We start from the raw sequence: 18,326 nt of genomic DNA on the forward strand, positions 1-18,326 counted from the left end.
GAAAGAATAAAAGAGCCAAGGCTCTTTTATTCTTGGATATTTTTTCCTTCTTCGATAATATGATACATTAAATGCGCCAGATGATGAATCGGACTATATTCTTCTTCTTCCTCTTCCTCTTCTCCCACTTCATCATGAAACTCTAAATCATTTAAATGCAATGCAGCGAACTGGTAGAAATCTTTAAGTTCGAATGCATAGCAGCCGCTTGGCTCTTCCTGCTCATCTTCATAATGTAAAACAAGATAAGATTCTACCCCTTCATTATTGACAGCATCAAAATAAACGAAGAAGCCAATATTCGTATCTAGCTCAAATAAATGTCTCGTGCCACCCTCTGTAACCTTCGAAAAATCTTCTTCTGATAATTTTTGCACATTCATGGAATCTACTTGGTCTTCTTTGTGGAAATTAACCGTGAAAGCTTTCATTTTTGACAACTCCTTATTAGTAATCACTATCAAACATACCATAACTTAGTTAAAGTTCCCAGAATTCTACATGTGCTGCATTCAGAAAGGATTTTAGAGAATTTTAAAAGGAGCCCAGTAATTTGGACTCCTTTATATTTTACTGTTAAGCCTTATTCACATTAACAGCTTGTGGTCCGCGTTGACCTTCTTCAATGTCGAAAGTAACTTCTTGACCTTCTTCTAGGGTTTTAAACCCCTCGGTTTGGATAGCTGAGTAGTGTACAAATACATCTTCTCCACCCTCAACTTCAATAAATCCAAATCCTTTTTCTGAGTTAAACCATTTTACTTTACCAGTTGCCATTCATTAATCCTCCTAAAAATCGAAAACATTTGATGATACCTATGTATCACATCTATAGTTTGCCAAAAAATCAACTTTTAAATCATTTTTTCAGGATTTTTTTAAATAATGCTTAGAAAAAATAAGACTGGTACAAAAAATCGCTTTTAACGACCCTTTAACCCAGCCATAGATTTTATATTAATTTAACGTTCTTTCTGCAGCATCCACAGTATGTTTTAATAGCATTGAAATGGTCACAGGACCTACGCCACCTGGAACTGGTGTAATAGCCGATGCTTTTTCATAACAGCTACTATATTCTACATCCCCAACATTGCCTGGATTGTAACCAGCATCCAGCACCACGGCACCTTCCTTCAGCCAATCACCCTTGATGAATTCAGGCTTCCCAACAGCAGCTACAACAATATCAGCTTGTTTAATAAGCTCTGGCAAGTTATTTGTATAAGAATGGCATGTTGTAACAGTCGCGTTTCTATTCAGAAGTAGCGCAGAAACTGGCTTCCCTAAAATCGGACTTCTTCCAACGACAACTGCATGTTTGCCTTGTAATTGTATGTTATAAAAATCAATAATGTTTAAGATGGCAGCAGGTGTACAAGAAGGATATAATCCAAAACCTAATGCTGTTTGACCGTATCCCCAACTCGTCACTCCATCAACATCTTTTTCAAGCGCAATCGCTTCAAATGCTTTACGTTCATCAATTTGAGAAGGTACTGGGTGTTGCAATAAAATTCCATGAACAGAAGTGTCGTTGTTTAATTCATTAATGGTATGAAGTAGTTCTTCTGTAGTTGTTTCTTTAGGAAGATGAATTTTTTGCGATTTAATCCCTAATTTTTCGCAAGCATTCCCTTTCATTTTCACATATGTAGCAGAGGAAGGATCATCACCAACTAAAATGGTTACTAGGCTTGGTACCACTCCATTTGCCTTTAAAGCTTCAATTCTCGGCTTTAATTCCTCTCTGATGTGTGTCGAAACCTTTTGTCCGTCTAAAATAATCTTGTTATCCATGTATATACCTCCCCTGAGATAAATAATTCTGCTTCCTATTCGCCCAGACGACCGGCTATACATAGACGTAGCTCCCCTGTGGTTTATTCCACGCTCGTCGTCAGTTACTACGTACTTATTTCCACAACTATTATAGCAAAAAACACATATAATTCAATGTGTTATTTATCTGAACGTTCGTGAATTACATATTAGTATGTCCAAATGTATTGAAAGACAAAAATGAAAGCGTATATGTTTTGATGATTTTAATTTCCACATACTGAGCTAAAAACGGACATTTACCATTTTCGACATGTGTACCCACTTAAACTTAACCGGAGAAATTTCTTTTATTTGGAAAAATTAATGGGGATTAGGTGAAATAGGCGGAGATTTTCCTCTAAATGACCTAAATAGCCTAAATATCATGAAAAAAGTATAGCTTAACCGAAAAAATTCCGCTTATTTATAGAGAAATAGTTGAAGTTCTTGATTTAGACGGAATTTTTCCACTTATTTTTAAATGTAATAAATAACTTCCACTTTTAACAGAGCTTAAATAAAAAGACCGTAGGTAAACTCGAGAATTTCGAGTTTGTCTACGGTCTGAGACAACAGCGTCTGTTGTCTGTTTCGCTCCTATTCGAGGCGTTAATAATGATGTAGTCGACCTAAAACAACGAAAGCCCTACCTCTCTCTCGTCATTACGGTTCCGAGACCGCGCCGGTGTGAATTAGGATATTCATAGTTCTAAGTGGAAAGATAATCTCTGGAAAAGTTTTTTTGATGAAGTTCAAAAAAAGAAGGAATTGTTGGGGAAAACCTTTTTTAAAGACTTAATGTCTTCTCATTAACCAATTTACTATAAATCGTATAGAGTATACCTTTTCACTCTTGTGCCTCAAAGGACGAGTCTTTATTGTATACCAGATTACAATTTCTGTCAAACACATATCAAAAAAGTAAAAATTCACCTTTTAAGAGGACAAATTAGATACTTAATTTGTCCCCTAGATGCTTCAAGCAACGTTAATTCTAGTTCCCCTGCTATCTCTGAAAACCTTTTGGCCACATTAAATAGAATTGGCACGTTTGAACCATATTTTGAGGCCAAATGTGATGAGGACGTAATCATTAACTAATCTTACCAGTTACTTCAAAAGATTTTCTGTTTCCTGAATAAGTTCATGCAGCAGATTTAGAGCTGTCTTTAAACCATCTTGATCCTCTGTAATAAGTGCGAAAATTTCATTTATCCTATGGGAGTAATTGCTTGGCACTATGCTAAACGAATTAGCAATGGCAGTAGCTCCCTTTTCATTCATCAAGTAGGTTTCATTAATCGCAAATAAAACCTGATTTAAGCAAGATACTGACCTGAAACAACATCCAGCGATATAGGATAGATCTTTTTTATAGATACCTTTAAATCCATTTTCAAGAGAAAAGTTTGACTCCCAAAAAAATTTTTGGATAATTGCTTTTTGAAAAACAGATGGGTATGGGATTGTTCTACTTTTAAGTGTACTTATTTTTCCCGAAGGATCCCATAAGACTTTACACAAAGCAATCTCAGCAAAATAAATCGAGTTGACAAATCCATGGGGATGTCCTGGTTGATAATCGATGGTGATATTCCCCATAACACATTGTTCAACTACGTGTGAAACTTTGTTTAAATCACGGAATAAAAAATCGACAGGAGTTTGATTAACCTGCAACCAGCCACCACCATTAATCCATGGCCCCCAGCCGCCTATTTCTGTCACTAAGTTTACTCTATGGTCGTCATCAATTTGAGCCGCAACCCGACGAAGCTGGGTAATGTCCAGCTCTTTTTCGGAATCGTAGTAAATACCTATATCTATATCAGAGCCGGGGGTTTCAGTCCCTCTAGCTCTTGAACCACCGAGAACCAGAGCGCTTACTCCGTTGATTTGCTTTAAACTCTCAACAATATTCGAAATTGTGTATTGCACGATCATACCTCTCGCTCCAATCTGACCATCATCTCGACATTTCGAGTTTTAAACCTGTAGCATTTTTTCGTACACCTTCAGATTTGCGTAAATCAACTGCAAATATGGTGTTCGAATTTGATGTGCTTCAGCATGCTTTAATAGATACAAGAAGAAATGAGCGGCCTCAGTAGGCATACCTTTTTCCATATCGCGCTGCATTGATGATTTCATCTCATAGCCCATCTCTTTTATTTTCGTAAGCTGTGCCCCAATTAATTCCTGTCCGACAGGAGCACCGATTTTCTCCATCACCGTCACTACCTCTGTGGCGATTTCTGATAATGCCTCAAAACCACTCTCTACTTCACGAATCGGTCCAATTGGAGCTCGCATTAACGTTGTTGCTCCTGAAAGCAATGAGATAAATAAGTATTTATGCCACATTTCTTTCATGATTTGATCCGAATAAATAAAATTTGCTTTTGTATGAGAGAAAGCTTCTTTTACTTTCTTAATTCTCTCTGTTTCCTCGCCATTTCTTTCTCCAAAAACTAAATTATGTATTGGGCTCGTTTGTACGACATTTCCGTTCGTAGCTAACGTTGTTTCGATAAAACAAAGCCCCCCAAGAACATGCCTATCTCCAAATTCATTCACTAACGTTTCTATATGAGAAATTCCATTTAGAAGTGGTAAAATCATCGTTTCTTCTGTCACAAATGGACGAATATCTTCCATGGCAGCATGTAAATGATAGGATTTAGTAGAAAGAATAATTAGATCATACTTTTCATTGACTTCCTCACGAAGAACCAATTTCGGCTGCAAGTTTATGTCTCCATGAACACTTTCAATACGAAGTCCATGTTGTTCAATTTGTTTTTTTCTTCCTTCTCGAACTAAAAATGTGACATCTTCCCCTTTTTCAAGCAAACGTCCACCAAAATATCCACCGATAGCGCCAGCCCCAACGATTAAAATTTTCATCGTAATCCCCCCAAATCCCTTTTGCATTTAGTTTATCACAATACTCAAAAAAATCGGTATTGTTCGCTCACAATACCGATTACGTTTTAAGCTTCTTTTTTAGCCTTCGTTTTTGTTTTTGTAGCTGCTCGTTTTTTCCTTACTGGAGCTGAAGTAACATCTGGTTTTGTTCTGTCAATCGACGCCTGCAAGGCTGCCATTAAATCCGTTACATTTGATTTTGGTTCGTTTGCAGCGGTAGGTGTCACTACCTCTTTGCCCGTTCTCTTCGATTCAATTAATTCCAATAGAGCAACGCGATAGTCATCTGTATATTTAGATGGTTCAAATTCAGTCGTTAGCTGATCGATTAGAAGAATAGCCGTATCAAGTTCTTTTTTTGTGACATTGTCCTCTGCTGGTACATTCGGAACATCTCCTGCCGAACGAACCTCATCTGGAAAATGGATGGTTTCCATCACAAGTGTATTTTCATAAACCCGAAGGACCGCCATTTGTTCCTTCGAGCGAATGACGATTTTTGCCAATCCAACCTTCCCTGACTCTTCTAATGCCTTTCGAAGCAAGGAATACGCCTTACTTCCGCCTTCATTCGGTGACATAAAATAGCTTCGATTATAATAGATCGGGTCAATTGTATCCATTTTGACAAAATCAAGAATCTCAACTGCCTTCTCCTCATTTTCCTTTTTTAAACCTTCTAGCTCATCATCCTCGAGGACGACAAACTTTCCCTTAGCGTACTCATATGCTCTCACAATATCATCGTTTGATATTTCTACGTCACATACCGGGCAAACTTTTTCATATTTGACGGGAGAATGACATTTCTTATGCAAATTTCTTAGCTTAATGTCCTTATCCTCTGTTGCTGTATGAAGCTTGATTGGAATATTGACGAGCCCAAAGCTTATACTGCCTTTCCAAATTGTATGCATCAAAGTATCTCCAATCTTTTTTAGGCTTAGTTTGTGTGCCTACGATTAGGTCATGCTGTAAAAGATTTGGAAGTTGAATTGAGATTATGCTGCTAATTCAATGAAAGAAAGGAAAACTACAGATAATGAGAACTTTGGGAGAGATGGTCATGAAGCCGATGCTACCAAGTCTTACCTTTGAAATACCAGAAGGTGACGAATGGAGATATGAAGTGAAATATGATGGTTTCCGGGCACTTTTAACATGGGATCAAGAGATCAGGCTTGTTAGCCGAAACGGGAAGTCACTTCTCGAGATCTTTCCGGAAATCAAATCCTTTTTATTGGAAAATGAAGAAAAAATAAAGCCTTTTTTACCGCTAAGCTTAGATGGTGAACTTGTCTATTTAGAAAATCCATACAAAGCAAACTTCGGAAACATTCAAGTCAGAGGACGAATGCGATCGGATATAAGAATTGCCGAAAAGGCTAAACAAGCTCCATGCTACTTATTAATTTTTGACGTATTAGTTTTGAACAACAAAAATGTCATGTCTGAAAGCTATCTCAAGCGAAAGGATTTACTAATTTCATTTTTCAAGAAAATCGGATTACCAACAACTCCTGATGAAAAGAGTAATGCACTATTGCAAATGATTCCACCCTATAAAAGCTTTTCTGATATTTGGGATAAAGTGACCCTTTTTGATGGAGAAGGCGTAGTCGCAAAGCATATCCAGAATCAATGGGAGGAAGGAAAACGCACGAACACTTGGGTAAAGTTCAAAAATTGGAAGTACGTTTCATGTTTTGTCACGGCTTATGAAAAATCGAATGGCTATTTCTATGTAGGAGTGTACAATCAGAAGGAAATTGTACCGATCGGGCAATTTCTATTTGGAATAAAGCCTGATGAAAAACAAGCTCTTTTTCAAACCATAAAAGACAATAAAGTAAACGAAGAGCAACAATTTATCTATGTAGAGCCTGCCATCTGTGTAGAAATCAAGTACTTAGAAATATACGAAGAGCAAATGAGAGAACCTCATTTTGACCGATTTCGCTTTGACCTCACTCCTCAAGACTGTACATATGAACGTTTTGTAGGGCAACAAAAGAATTTACCGAGTGACGTTGAAATTTCTCATCCAGAAAAGCCACTTTGGGAGCATCCACCTGTTCAAAAAATGGATTACATTCATTATTTAAGAGATATTTCACCCTACTTTCTTCCCTTTTTAGAAAATCGTCTTTTAACAGTCATTCGTTATCCACACGGGATATTTGGTGAAGCTTTTTATCAAAAAAATTGTCCTGATTATGCACCCGAATACGTCGAGACAAAGCTCGATGATGGAATCAATTATATCGTTTGTAACAATCTTAAAACGTTGCTTTGGCTAGGAAATCAAATTTCCTTTGAATTTCATATTCCTTTTCAAACGGTTAAAAGTAAGGGGCCAAGTGAAATTGTCTTTGACTTAGACCCACCTTCAAGAGAGTATTTTCATTTAGCAATCAAAGCTGCCCTCCTAATTAAAGAAGTCCTAGACCATTTACATTTAATCAGTTTTGTGAAAACTTCTGGGAGTAAAGGTCTGCAAGTGTATATTCCCTTACCGGAAAATCGCTACAGCTTTGACGACACGAGATTATTTACGGCATTCATCGCGGAATATTTAGTTTCAAAGGAGCCAGCGGATTTCACCATTGAAAGAATGAAGAAGAATAGAGGCAATCGACTGTACGTAGATTATGTACAGCATTCTGAAGGAAAGACGATTATTGCACCTTATTCTCCACGAGGAAAGGCTGAAGCAACTGTTGCTACGCCACTTTATTGGGAAGAAGTAAACGACCAATTAAAAATAGAAGATTTTCAAATACCAAACATCCTAAAAAGAATAGAAAAGCAGGGTGACCCATTTCGGACCTTCTTCCAGTCAAAAGAAGTACAAAATTTTGATGACGTTTTGGCATTTTTGAAGCAAAAAAAATAAGGAGCCTTAAAAATCGGCTCCTTTCACTGTTTAAGCATTTAAAGCTTCATTAAGGAAACCCTTAACTTCTTCCTGAAGCTTCGCGTATTGCTTCGTTTCCTGCACGAATTCCTCTTTTGCTGAACATGTAAATTTCTCAGGTGCATCAAGATCAACCTGTACCTTTGTTTGATTAACGTAGGTAGCATTACCAATTAGGTCTATTTTGTAAGTGTCGTTTTCTTTATGAGCAACACATCTTACTTTTCCCCCATTGTTGAATACCTCAACCGGCTCTTCAATTTCATTAAGTCCGTTTAAACAACTTACTAAAGTAGAGGCAGACATTGCAGTACCACAAGCATTCGTAAACCCTACTCCACGCTCAAAAGTACGGACATATATTTGACCAGGCTTTAAAGCTTTAACAAAGCTCACATTTACTCCGTCTGGGAAAAGTTCATTTGGACCATTAACGTATTGACTAATTTCTTTTTGAACATCTGAACGAATTACTTCATTGTCTACAATTGTAATCAAGTGAGGGTTTGGTACCGCTAAGGCCGTAAATGCTAATTCCTCAGATAGCGAAGGAATTTCCTCATTTAACAATGTGTCTTTGTCAATTTGCAATGGCAAATCTTTGACGTTAAAAGAAACCGGTGAAATCTCAACTAAATATGTTGGGATCTCTGGAAAAATATCTTCGTCTTTTCGTACGGCTAGGTCTGCCTTCATCGTTTCAATGACAGCTTCTGACATATCTTTGAGTTCACATACATAGCGTGCCACACAGCGTAAGCCATTTCCACACATTGAAGCCTCAGACCCGTCCGAATTAAACACACGCATTCTTCCATCTGCTTTGTCACTATTCATGACAAAAAGGATTCCATCGGCACCTAATTCAGTTTCCCGATTACAAAGGGCTATTGTTAGCTCTCTCCGCTGTTTCTCTGTGAAGGAATAATGATTTGATATTTCATCTATTAGTAAAAAGTCATTTCCTGAACCATGGCATTTGATAATTTCTAACTCCACTTGTAATACCTCCACATTGCTTTGAAATTTCATTGTTATTCCTATATTATCAAAAAAACCTGACGATTGCTTTCGTCAGGTTTAAATAATTTGTAATCGTTCCGCTTCCATCAGCTGATTCGACCAGCTTAAGGATTCAGCATAAATTTTAAATAATTCCTTTTCTTCAATCGAAAGAACTGCACATTTTTTTCGAATGATACCCCACTGGGCTTTTTCAACTGCTGTAACTAAATCAAGAACATCTTTTAGGGAATTTTGCACTCCAGTAAGTGCATCTCTAAGCTCCTCTTCAAAAGGAAGCTCTGAAATAATCTTCTCCATCGGAACTCCAGTAAGCTTGTCCATAATCGAGAACATTCCTAACGTAAAACTAGCAGATGGTGCAGTTTTGTAATTCGCTATTCTTTCAATTGACTCGCACATTTTGGCTCGAGTCAAAGATAGCTGGACAACATCCTTTGAAAGTTCTGTGCCCTTTTGAACTTTGTTTCGAACTGAAAAGATATATAGCCATTTCTTAATCTCTATTAACCCAAGAAGCATGACCGCTTGCTTAACCGAATAGATTTTTTGCCTTGTTCGATTAAACGGTGAGTTTACCAACTTCAAGAGTTTATATGATAGAGAAAGATCCTTTTCAATCAATTCAGTAATAGTATCCATATTCGACTCTGTCATAGCGAGCTCTTCAATATTTTTGTAATCAAAATAAAAATAGGCAGGGACATCGTATGTAGACAAAATCTCTGGCTGCGCCAAATAATAGCCTTGAAAATGGTCATAGCCACTTCGTTTAGCCTCTGTTAAAGCTTCTTTTGTCTCAAGCTTTTCCGCTACTAGTTTGATTGAATTTTCTTTTGCCATCTTTTCTATTCTTTTTCGAGTTTTCTTTGGAGTTGACAGAAAGTCAACCTTAATCATGTCAGCACACTGAAATAATTGATAAGAATAAGGGTTCTTTTCATTTAGAACAACATCGTCAAGAGCAACTTGATAGCCTAGCTGTTTCAATTCTCGACAAATACCAACTAGTTCTTCAGAAGGCTCAATCGATTCCAAAATTTCCACTACAATCTCCCTTGGTGTAAAAAATGTCGGAAGACGAAGCTGGAGTAATTTTTCAGTGAAGTTAATAAAACAAGGCTTTCCGTTCGAAAGCTCTTCAATGCCAATATTTAAAAAGCTATTAATAATGACATCAGCTGTTGCTTGATCACCGTCTATATCTGGAAATGAATTTTCCGTACTACTACGGTATAGAAGCTCATATGCATAAACCTCTTGCTCCCTAGTAAAAATAGGTTGTTTTGCAACAAATACCTCCATCCCTTCACCCCGTTTTCTCTCTTTCATGTTGGAATAAACATATTTTAATCAATTAATTCTGATAATGCTGTCGAAGTTTGTAAATAATTTATATTTTTTTGAAAAATATATAAAAAATTGACAAGATATTAACTAAATTATGGTAGAAGATTCATTTCAGCGTACATTTTTTCCTTGCTTAATGCTCCAATCACCTTGCTACGAATAACTCCATCAGAATCTATGAAATACGTTGTGGGAAAAGAAAGAATTTCAAATTGATGGGTAACCTCTCCTATTTCATCCATAAGTATCGGAAACGTCAATTGATATTCTTTAACAAATTTCTCGACGTCTTCTCTATTTTTTTCTGTGCTCGTTACATTAACACCGACTACAACGACGTCCTCATCTTTGTATTCCTCATACAACTTTTGCATATCCGGCATTTCTTCTTTACACGGTGGACACCAAGTTGCCCAGAAGTTAAGAAGAACTCGCTTCCCTTTTAAATCTTCGGATGTGATCTTCTCTCCGTCTAGAGTAGTTAGTTCAAAGGAAGGTGCTCTTTCCTCAACTTCCAGTCCTACTGGTAAGTCGTTCGGTTTTTCTATTTTCTCATACTTCTCATTATTGGCTGTATTTTCAACGAGTCCATTATCTTTTAAAATAGTCATATCCATGATAAATAAAAAACCAATAATAATTGCTACAATGAGCAGAATTTTTTTCATGCCAGTAAATCTCCTTGCACTATTCTTACTTTCTCGGTGTATTTTGCAGAAAAACACACAAAGTACATAGTTTTACAAAATACACTCGATATTTATTTTACTTTAATCACCTAACATAAGCTATATTAGTGATTCCGATAGCGGTAGATTTTAATAAGAATAGCAAGAATAAAAAGCTGCTCTTGTTTTGAAAGTCCTTCGTCAAATGACAAGACTGGCGTATTGGCGTCTTTGATAAATTGAGACCATTCCAAAGGCATCCAACCCTTTCTGACGCGAGCAATAACGCTTCCTTCCTTATTAAGGAATTGCACATCTGTATACATAGAGTTCGAATCTAGTTGAATGAATAGGTTATCATTCATCTGAAATTGATTTTTCTCATTCTCTTCGATTGTAAAAGCAAGCGTTCCTTTTGGGTCTCTGACTTCACACTGCGCTTTTGACCACTTCATTGTCAGCTGCAATTTTTTCTCTCTATTATAAAAACCGTACTCTGCTGGAATCATTCGGTCGATAAAATAAGGAAGATACCAGCGTAATTTCGTAAAGCGCAAATCACGGATTTCTCCCTTTATTGTGCCATTCGGATAAAAGAGAAGCATTCGTAAAGATGGTGCGGGCATAAAGGCCAATAGGTAGTGGTTCTTTTCATTAGGAATTTGATTTTTTTCTTTTTTGAACGTATCAGCAGTTGCGGACGCACGTTCACGATGAAGAATGTATGATTGATATGCTATAAAACTGTAGACTAGAAATGGTAGAGAAAACATGAGAATTTTCTTATTTGGCAACAACATGTATAGAGGAATAATCATAATAATGACTGGTACAAGTGCAGCAAGGCTATTATTTACAGCCGTAGATGCTGCTTGTCGATAATATTGGTGTATATTCATAACTTATCTCCTCGAAAATTTAGATAATACCTTATAGGGACAACCCATTTAATTGTTTGCTCTTTTCCTGGTCCATCTTTTTAGTAACTTTTTTAGCTTGCTTTCCCATGGTGCCGGACCAAAAGTATAGCGATTCACGAAAAATTGAGTGGTTTCTTCTAATATTGCTAGAATTAAAAATGCTACAAGAATAATGACTATCCACGGCCACATGCTAAAAACCCCTCTCACTATGAGTAGTATCCCTTGTTATTACTATATTCTCTTACTTTCTAATCATTCTACTTTTTCACTAACTGTTCTATTAAAAAGAAAAAGCCTAGGATTTTCTCCTAGACTCTAGCTGCATCCCTATCGAATGAAACGAATAATGAACGGAATTCTGTATGTTGACCCTTCAAACGCTTTTATTGCTGCGATAATCGTGAAGACAAAATAAAGTAATCCGACAATCCAAATGGTAATAAAACCGATGAGAACAAGCATCAGCAAGCAGCTAATCGTGGAATATATCACATACGTGATAAAAAAGTTAAAGTATTCCTTCCCATGATAGTTCACATACGGTGAGTCCCTTTTAATTATCCAAATCACTAACGGACCTACAAAGACTGTAAAAAAACTAATAATATATATAGCGGCTGCAAATAAGCGATCATTATTACTCGGCATTGCTTTTTCCTCCCAAATTAAAATACTTTCTTACATACATATACGAAAAAAACCAACAAAAGATTCAATTCTCTTCATTATAGTCCTTTCTCATTGTTCTTGAAATAAACAATATGAATACATATTATATAGGACAACTTGATGAAGGGTGATATTTATGATGTCAAAACTAGAAGCCTTTATTCTTGGAATCATACAAGGATTAACCGAGTTTATCCCAATTTCTAGTACAGGCCATCTATATTTAGGACGCCATTTATTTGGACTAGATGAGGCAGGCCTTTTTCTCGATACCATGCTTCATGTTGGGACACTATTGGCTGTTCTTGTGGTCTATAAAAATGAATTGATTCAAATCATAAAGAACCCATTTGGAAAACTCTCTTTATTACTCATTATTGGGACCATCCCTGCAGTTATTGTAGGTCTACTATTGAATGACTTATTTGATACGATTTCTAAAACCGGAGTGACGATCGGTTGGGAATTTTTATTCACAGGTTTCATTCTATGGATAGCAGATGGTGTGAAAAAAGGGAGTAAAAATATGGATAACATCACATATGGGGATGCCCTATTTATCGGTTCGTTTCAAGCAGTAGCAATCTTTCCAGCCGTTTCTCGCTCAGGACTAACGATTGCAGCTGGATTATTTCGCAAACTAGACCGCGAAACAGCGGCTTATTTTTCTTTTCTCTTGTCAATCCCCGTGATCGCAGGAGGAATCGTCCTTGAGGTCGGTGAAATTGCGTCGGGACACATAGAGGCTATAACATTCGGAAGCTTGCTAGTTGCCACCCTTTCTTCGGCTTTATTTGGCTATTTCGCGATTGTGTGGATGATTAATTACTTGAAAAAGCGATCCCTCAAAATTTTCGCCATATATGTTTGGATTTTAGGCCTCGCGATCCTTACTTTGCAGTTAACTGGAGTGTTTTAGTTCTTAAAACGTTCACTCCATTTTAGCTGTTATTTTTTTGTCCAAATTTGTAAAGTAATGATGAAAAATTTGGTGAAAAATTTTTATAAAAAAACTATTTCTTTTTCCTATTATTTTTTGTATGATACAGAATGGAAATATCAAAAAAGTAAAAGCAATAGGGAAGGCAAATGGTGCGCCACCTGTAAGTATTTATTAGATCAGCAAGAAGAAATTCTGCTGGCTGGTTTAATAAATACTTATTGGTTCTAGTGGGTTCGATTCCCACCCCGAAATTTTTTAGCTACATCACAAAAAATTTCGAGGGTGGGTCTAGTTCTTTTAAGTATGAACAGGACTGTCCTCAGAATGGAGGGAATGTTCATGCTTAAAAAACGAGAACTTCAAGATAGCCAAGCTTTATACGAGCTGATGACGCACCCAGATGTCTTCCCTTTCGTGCGCCAAAAAGCCCATTCTTATGAGGAATTTCTCTTTTTATCAAAGCAAACAATCGAATCTGAAGAACGTGGTGAATTAATATCACGAACGATTCTCGATGAATGGGGTCAGCCGATTGGCACCATTAATTTATACGATATTGAAGACCAAGCTGGATTTTTAGGAACATGGTTAGGAAAGCCGTATCATGGGAAAGGCTACAACAAGATAGCGAAGGATGCTTTTTTCGAAGAATTATTCTATACATTAGGTATTGAAACAGTCTTCATGCGCATCCGCACGGAAAACATTCGCTCTCAAAAAGCTGCTGAAAAACTCCCCTACGTAATCCAAGCCAATGAAACAAAAAAAGATTTATTCGCTCGACTCAATCCTTCCGAGAAAATCTATAACTTATATGAAATCCCAAAAGATTTATATACTTTACATGTATTACGCCATGGACACGAGCAACAGGAAGAAAATCACTTGTTAGAAGCATAAGCAAAAACACACCAATTTTGTAGTTGGTGTGTTTTTTTGGTTGTTTTAATTATTTTTCTTTTCGATAATTTCTAAGTAAAGATTACGTAATACATATGATTTATAGGTTTCTAACTTTTTTCTCTCAACCGGATGATAATAGACCCCTAGCTCTTTTAATTTTTGAACATACCAACCCTTAGAACCTTGATAAGCCACCTTCATTCTCCTCTCAAAATGCATGTCCGTACACTATATGCATGAATGCTGACATTATGACTGTTTGCTGTGGTATAATGCATTCAATTGCGTAAATTTTTGAAAAGGTAAACATATGGACCAGACTTACGGAAAAAAACAGAAAATTAAACAACTCCTTTACGTTTTACTTCCCATCCTTGTCACACAATTTGGGATGTTTTCAATGAATTTCTTTGACACGATGATGTCCGGAAAATTTAGTCCGAATGATTTAGCTGGGGTTGCGATCGGCTCCTCGATTTGGGTTGCTATTTTTACAGGACTTAGCGGTATCTTGATGGCAGTCATCCCTATCGTCGCACAGTTAATAGGCGGTAAAAAGAAGAATGAAGTGGCATTTAACGTTATTCAAGCTGTGTACTTAAGCATTTTAATGGGACTTGCGATCATCCTTGCTGGTGTATTCTTACTAGACCCTTTACTGAATGTCATGAGCTTAGAACCAATAGTCGAACAAATTTCACATGATTATTTGTTCGCATTAGGCTTTGGTGTATTTCCATTGTTTCTTTATAATGTTCTTCGTTCCTTTATCGATGCACTAGGTAAAACAAGAGTATCAATGTTCATTACATTATCAGCACTTCCGATTAATGTATTTTTTAATTATGTTCTGATCTTTGGAAAATTTGGATTCCCTAGCTTCGGTGGGGTAGGAGCAGGATACGCAACTGCCATTACCTACTGGATCATATTAGGAATTGCTATTTTTATTATCGCAAAACAGGAGCCTTTTGCCTCCTATCATTTGTTTTCGAAAATTTACCGTCTTTCTTTCGTAAAATGGAAAGAAATATTGGTTATCGGTGTCCCGATTGGACTAGCGATATTTTTTGAAACGAGTATTTTTTCAGCAGTAACACTATTAATGAGTGTCTTTGATACGATTACCATTGCTTCTTATCAGGCTGCGATCAATTTCGCCTCTTTCATGTACATGATCCCTCTTAGTATTTCGATGGCCCTAACGATTCTAGTAGGATATGAAGTTGGAGCGAAACGTCTTAACGACGCAAAGGAATATAGTTGGATTGGCGTCGCAATGGGTGTATTGATGGCGTTTGTTAGCGGGGTTATTTTATTACTATTCCGACAAGAAATCGCTGGACTTTATACAACAGATAACCGGGTGTTAGAACTGACTGCACATTTTTTACTATACGCGATTTTCTTCCAGCTCTCTGATGCCATTCAAGCTCCTATTCAAGGAGCATTAAGAGGGTATAAGGATGTAAATGTTACATTTGTGATGTGCCTAGTCTCCTACTGGGTTATCGGACTTCCGCTCGGTTACTATTTAGCGACTTATACAGATTGGGGTCCATATGGATACTGGATCGGCTTAATTAGTGGGCTAGCCGTTGGGGCAACAAGCTTAGCATCGAGACTGGTATCTGTTCAAAAAAGACAGAAGTTACAAGATAGCAAAGCTTAGTTTGTTTGAACAAATAACCATTCATCCTTTATTTGCATAGAATATCAATGAATTTTACTATCCATTTTTATCATGCGTATATCCTTATCGCAATGCTTGAAAGGATGAACATTATGTTCCCATGGAATTTCTCGCCATTTAATAAAGAGACAATGCAGAAGCTTAAACGGATGCGACCTGAAGAAGTCGAAAACTATGTAAGCGAAGTAATGGGGAAAATGTTCCCACCCGAGATGCAAGGGATGAATTTTACAAAGGGTTTTAATTCTTCAACAGAGGAATCATCTCCGTCACTTTCAGTATCTGTGTTTGAATCTCTAGACTATGTATATGTGATGATACCGATAAACAACGAAGATTGGCTACAAAAAATGAAGTTGTATTATACATCTAATCAGTTGATTATTGAGCATATACCTGAGCCTGAGGATAAACAAACCATTACCCTTCCTGCTATTGTTCGGAAAAAAGGATCGAGAGCCACCTATAAGGATGGAACTCTCGAAATTAAAATACCGAAAAATATCGATATGCAATACTCTGAAATTGATATTACTGAGAAATATTAAAATGAGCATCCGAATTCATCCGGATGCTCATTTTATTCAAGCATTTAATTAATGCTCCCCTTCTTCATGCTCTTCCATGTTCATTTGAGATGAAGAGTCTTCCTCCGGTTCACTTGCTTCACCAATCACAAACTCGGTCTTAGGCATATTGTGCATTTCTCTAGCTGTTACATGTGAAATGACATAATAGGTTCCTTCTTGCTCAAAGCTTTTTTCTAAACGATAAATGCCATTTTCAGCATGTTTGATTTCCATTTTTTCGTGTTCTTCATCATGAGAACGCCATATTTCAAATAATACCTCGTCTGCATCGGTTACTTCTTCTTCCCCATAGGTCACTTTTGCTTCAATGATTACAGGTTCATTTACCTCTCCATTTTCAGGATTCACTGAAAGCTCCACTTCCGTAAAAAGAGGTTCTTCTGACTTTTCATCTTTTTGTGCGCAACCAGTGATGAAAACGATACCCACTAAAGTTATTAATAGAATAGATAAAAGTTTTTTCATTATGTTATTCTCCTTTGACTATCGATCCAAAGCAATCTTATCATAGATTTCCAAATAGTTGATAGATAGGTCCAATGATTTAACGAAATGGTCACAAAATCCTCACTTTTTTCACATTACATATTTATAACGGAATATGCAAAAAATAACTTGAGAAAGTGTATTTGAAAGGAGAATGAAAATGAGTACCCCTTATTGTTGCCCGAATTGCAAAACGAACCGAACCCGCTTTAATGTGATTAATCAGGAACCACATTCAGTAAAAATGAACCCTCAAACGGGAGAAGTTATGGAGGAATATACTAATGAGCAACTAAGTCCTTTTCATTTGGCCTATAACGGACCGGAGATACGTGTCCAATGTGCTGTTTGTGGATTAATTGAAGATGAACGGACATTTATAAAATTTGGAGAAAAGAGTAATGCTTGAGAGGAAATCCTCTCAAGCATTACTCACTAAAGTTCTCTTTTCGAAATTTGTCTACATCTATTTTCCAACTATCAAAAAGAGTATATCTCACTAATTGGATTTCTCCTCGATATTTTTTCCATCTCCCGCCTTGCATTTGCCAATCCACTTCAATCGGAACTGCTAGCGTTAATTTTCCCGTTAAGTCCTCATCAGGCAATTGAGGCATACTTGTAATCGCAACATTATCCACTTGTTTGAGAATTTTTGCCCATTTTAAATCTTGGAGTTCAACCTGATCAATAATAGTTTCATCGTCTTCTTTGATGCCAGCAATTAAAGCACTTATCAATTCATACGGATTGGCCTTTTGCAAATGGTCTTCTAATTTTCCCGCCGCTTTTAGTATCATAAGCTTATGCGACAAGTCCATAAAATTTCGCCGATGGGTTGTACTACCATAAAAATGAATACAAAAGTGACCTGGAAAGTTATTTTTCAACGCACCAGCACCATGAGGCATACCATGCATGGAAGCAGCAATTTTTTTATCCTCATGTAGAACGATAATCGCCCTTCGCTTCCAGCTCCATGTTCCATTATAGATTCCCTTCATTGTAGCGGTATCCTCATTGGTAAGGGGTTGAACATCAGCATGCCTACTGCCTGCTCTTCTTTGGACACGAAATTCCTTGCCCGTTATGACATCTTTAACCGTAAACTTTGAATACTTTGGCAGGAGAAGGTTCACTTCTTCCCATTCAAGCATCTCTGTTTTTATTATGTCATTATTCTTTTTAGCAGCCGATACATTGAACGGAGTCCCTATCAGTAAAAAAGAACAAAGGAACCATATAACAATTCTCATATCCCGAGTACACTTCCATACTTTTCGAAATTTACATATAAAAAGTTTCCCCTACAATTAAGAGAACATACAACTAAATTCCTAGTTGGTGATGAATGCGCTATTAAAATAGGGCAATAGGCATCAGGCGAATTCCCTCTCGATGATGTTTGT

21 protein-coding genes and 1 riboswitch are annotated in these 18,326 nt (G+C 36.9%); of the genes, 6 read left to right on the plus strand and 15 right to left on the minus strand.

Annotation, left to right across the window (positions count from 1 at the left end; translation table 11 throughout):
- Positions 1 to 26: 26 nt before the first annotated feature.
- The 6 genes from FAR12_RS12075 to ku form a co-directional block, all read right to left on the minus strand.
- A complete protein-coding gene (locus FAR12_RS12075; protein ID WP_126408925.1) occupies positions 27 to 431 on the minus strand; it encodes a cytosolic protein in 405 nt (134 codons plus the stop codon).
- Between the two features lie 145 nt (positions 432 to 576).
- Positions 577 to 777: a cold-shock protein gene (locus FAR12_RS12080; protein ID WP_126408926.1), complete on the minus strand. Its 201-nt coding sequence runs from the start codon at positions 775 to 777 to the stop codon at positions 577 to 579.
- A gap of 180 nt (positions 778 to 957) precedes the next feature.
- Positions 958 to 1,800 (minus strand): bifunctional 5,10-methylenetetrahydrofolate dehydrogenase/5,10-methenyltetrahydrofolate cyclohydrolase, encoded by an 843-nt coding sequence (locus FAR12_RS12085; protein WP_126408927.1) that lies wholly within the window; start codon positions 1,798 to 1,800, stop codon positions 958 to 960.
- Positions 1,801 to 1,834: 34 nt separating this feature from the next.
- Positions 1,835 to 1,918: riboswitch (ZMP/ZTP riboswitch) on the minus strand.
- 1,016 nt (positions 1,919 to 2,934) lie between these two features.
- A complete protein-coding gene (locus FAR12_RS12090; RefSeq protein WP_126408928.1) occupies positions 2,935 to 3,768 on the minus strand; it encodes a nucleotidyltransferase domain-containing protein in 834 nt (277 codons plus the stop codon).
- A 42-nt stretch (positions 3,769 to 3,810) separates the two neighbouring features.
- Positions 3,811 to 4,731, minus strand: a complete 921-nt coding sequence (locus FAR12_RS12095; protein ID WP_126408929.1) for a ketopantoate reductase family protein — start codon at positions 4,729 to 4,731, stop codon at positions 3,811 to 3,813.
- Positions 4,732 to 4,817: 86 nt separating this feature from the next.
- Positions 4,818 to 5,669 (minus strand): non-homologous end joining protein Ku, encoded by an 852-nt coding sequence (ku, locus tag FAR12_RS12100; protein ID WP_126408930.1) that lies wholly within the window; start codon positions 5,667 to 5,669, stop codon positions 4,818 to 4,820.
- A gap of 149 nt (positions 5,670 to 5,818) precedes the next feature.
- Here ku and FAR12_RS12105 point away from each other — a divergent pair, with 149 nt between their 5' ends.
- A complete protein-coding gene (locus tag FAR12_RS12105; RefSeq protein ID WP_126408931.1) occupies positions 5,819 to 7,648 on the plus strand; it encodes a DNA ligase D in 1,830 nt (609 codons plus the stop codon).
- 30 nt (positions 7,649 to 7,678) lie between these two features.
- Here the strand turns inward: FAR12_RS12105 and dapF are convergent, their stop codons facing one another.
- From dapF to FAR12_RS12130, 6 genes are all read right to left on the minus strand, one after another.
- On the minus strand, positions 7,679 to 8,668 hold the full coding sequence (gene dapF, locus FAR12_RS12110; RefSeq protein ID WP_126408932.1) for a diaminopimelate epimerase: 990 nt from the start codon (positions 8,666 to 8,668) through the stop codon (positions 7,679 to 7,681).
- Between the two features lie 81 nt (positions 8,669 to 8,749).
- Positions 8,750 to 10,024: an EAL and HDOD domain-containing protein gene (locus FAR12_RS12115; protein WP_246010379.1), complete on the minus strand. Its 1,275-nt coding sequence runs from the start codon at positions 10,022 to 10,024 to the stop codon at positions 8,750 to 8,752.
- A gap of 110 nt (positions 10,025 to 10,134) precedes the next feature.
- Entirely contained in the window at positions 10,135 to 10,710 is a 576-nt protein-coding gene (locus tag FAR12_RS12120) for a TlpA family protein disulfide reductase (RefSeq protein WP_126408934.1), read from the minus strand.
- Between the two features lie 125 nt (positions 10,711 to 10,835).
- The gene (locus tag FAR12_RS12125) at positions 10,836 to 11,609 is read right to left on the minus strand and encodes a hypothetical protein (RefSeq protein ID WP_126408935.1); all 774 of its coding nucleotides are present in this window, start codon (positions 11,607 to 11,609) and stop codon (positions 10,836 to 10,838) included.
- Positions 11,610 to 11,657: 48 nt separating this feature from the next.
- Entirely contained in the window at positions 11,658 to 11,822 is a 165-nt protein-coding gene (locus tag FAR12_RS23435; RefSeq protein ID WP_170972184.1) for a hypothetical protein, read from the minus strand.
- Positions 11,823 to 11,960: 138 nt separating this feature from the next.
- Positions 11,961 to 12,281, minus strand: a complete 321-nt coding sequence (locus FAR12_RS12130; protein WP_126408936.1) for a DUF4870 domain-containing protein — start codon at positions 12,279 to 12,281, stop codon at positions 11,961 to 11,963.
- Between the two features lie 160 nt (positions 12,282 to 12,441).
- Between FAR12_RS12130 and FAR12_RS12135 the strand changes: the two genes are divergently transcribed.
- A complete protein-coding gene (locus FAR12_RS12135; protein ID WP_126408937.1) occupies positions 12,442 to 13,221 on the plus strand; it encodes an undecaprenyl-diphosphate phosphatase in 780 nt (259 codons plus the stop codon).
- A 363-nt stretch (positions 13,222 to 13,584) separates the two neighbouring features.
- On the plus strand, positions 13,585 to 14,145 hold the full coding sequence (locus tag FAR12_RS12140) for a GNAT family N-acetyltransferase (protein ID WP_126408938.1): 561 nt from the start codon (positions 13,585 to 13,587) through the stop codon (positions 14,143 to 14,145).
- Positions 14,146 to 14,190: 45 nt separating this feature from the next.
- Here the strand turns inward: FAR12_RS12140 and FAR12_RS12145 are convergent, their stop codons facing one another.
- On the minus strand, positions 14,191 to 14,343 hold the full coding sequence (locus FAR12_RS12145) for a DUF2639 domain-containing protein (RefSeq protein ID WP_126408939.1): 153 nt from the start codon (positions 14,341 to 14,343) through the stop codon (positions 14,191 to 14,193).
- A gap of 115 nt (positions 14,344 to 14,458) precedes the next feature.
- Between FAR12_RS12145 and FAR12_RS12150 the strand changes: the two genes are divergently transcribed.
- Positions 14,459 to 15,820, plus strand: coding sequence for an MATE family efflux transporter (locus FAR12_RS12150; protein WP_126408940.1), 1,362 nt, complete (start codon positions 14,459 to 14,461; stop codon positions 15,818 to 15,820).
- 47 nt (positions 15,821 to 15,867) lie between these two features.
- Complete coding sequence (locus tag FAR12_RS12155; RefSeq protein ID WP_342772319.1) at positions 15,868 to 16,389, plus strand: Hsp20/alpha crystallin family protein; 522 nt, start codon at positions 15,868 to 15,870, stop codon at positions 16,387 to 16,389.
- A 48-nt stretch (positions 16,390 to 16,437) separates the two neighbouring features.
- On the opposite strand, the gene FAR12_RS12160 is transcribed toward FAR12_RS12155, so the two are convergent.
- Entirely contained in the window at positions 16,438 to 16,896 is a 459-nt protein-coding gene (locus FAR12_RS12160; RefSeq protein ID WP_126408942.1) for a FixH family protein, read from the minus strand.
- 181 nt (positions 16,897 to 17,077) lie between these two features.
- On the opposite strand from FAR12_RS12160, the gene FAR12_RS12165 reads away from it, so the two are divergent.
- Positions 17,078 to 17,326, plus strand: coding sequence for a DNA alkylation repair protein (locus tag FAR12_RS12165; RefSeq protein WP_126408943.1), 249 nt, complete (start codon positions 17,078 to 17,080; stop codon positions 17,324 to 17,326).
- Between the two features lie 19 nt (positions 17,327 to 17,345).
- Here FAR12_RS12165 and FAR12_RS12170 read toward each other — a convergent pair whose 3' ends face one another.
- Positions 17,346 to 18,173 (minus strand): hypothetical protein, encoded by an 828-nt coding sequence (locus FAR12_RS12170; RefSeq protein WP_126408944.1) that lies wholly within the window; start codon positions 18,171 to 18,173, stop codon positions 17,346 to 17,348.
- Between the last annotated feature and the right edge of the window lie 153 nt (positions 18,174 to 18,326).

It is taken from the genome of Bacillus yapensis (assembly GCF_005280205.1).
In the GTDB taxonomy this organism is placed as follows: domain Bacteria; phylum Bacillota; class Bacilli; order Bacillales; family Cytobacillaceae; genus Robertmurraya; species Robertmurraya yapensis.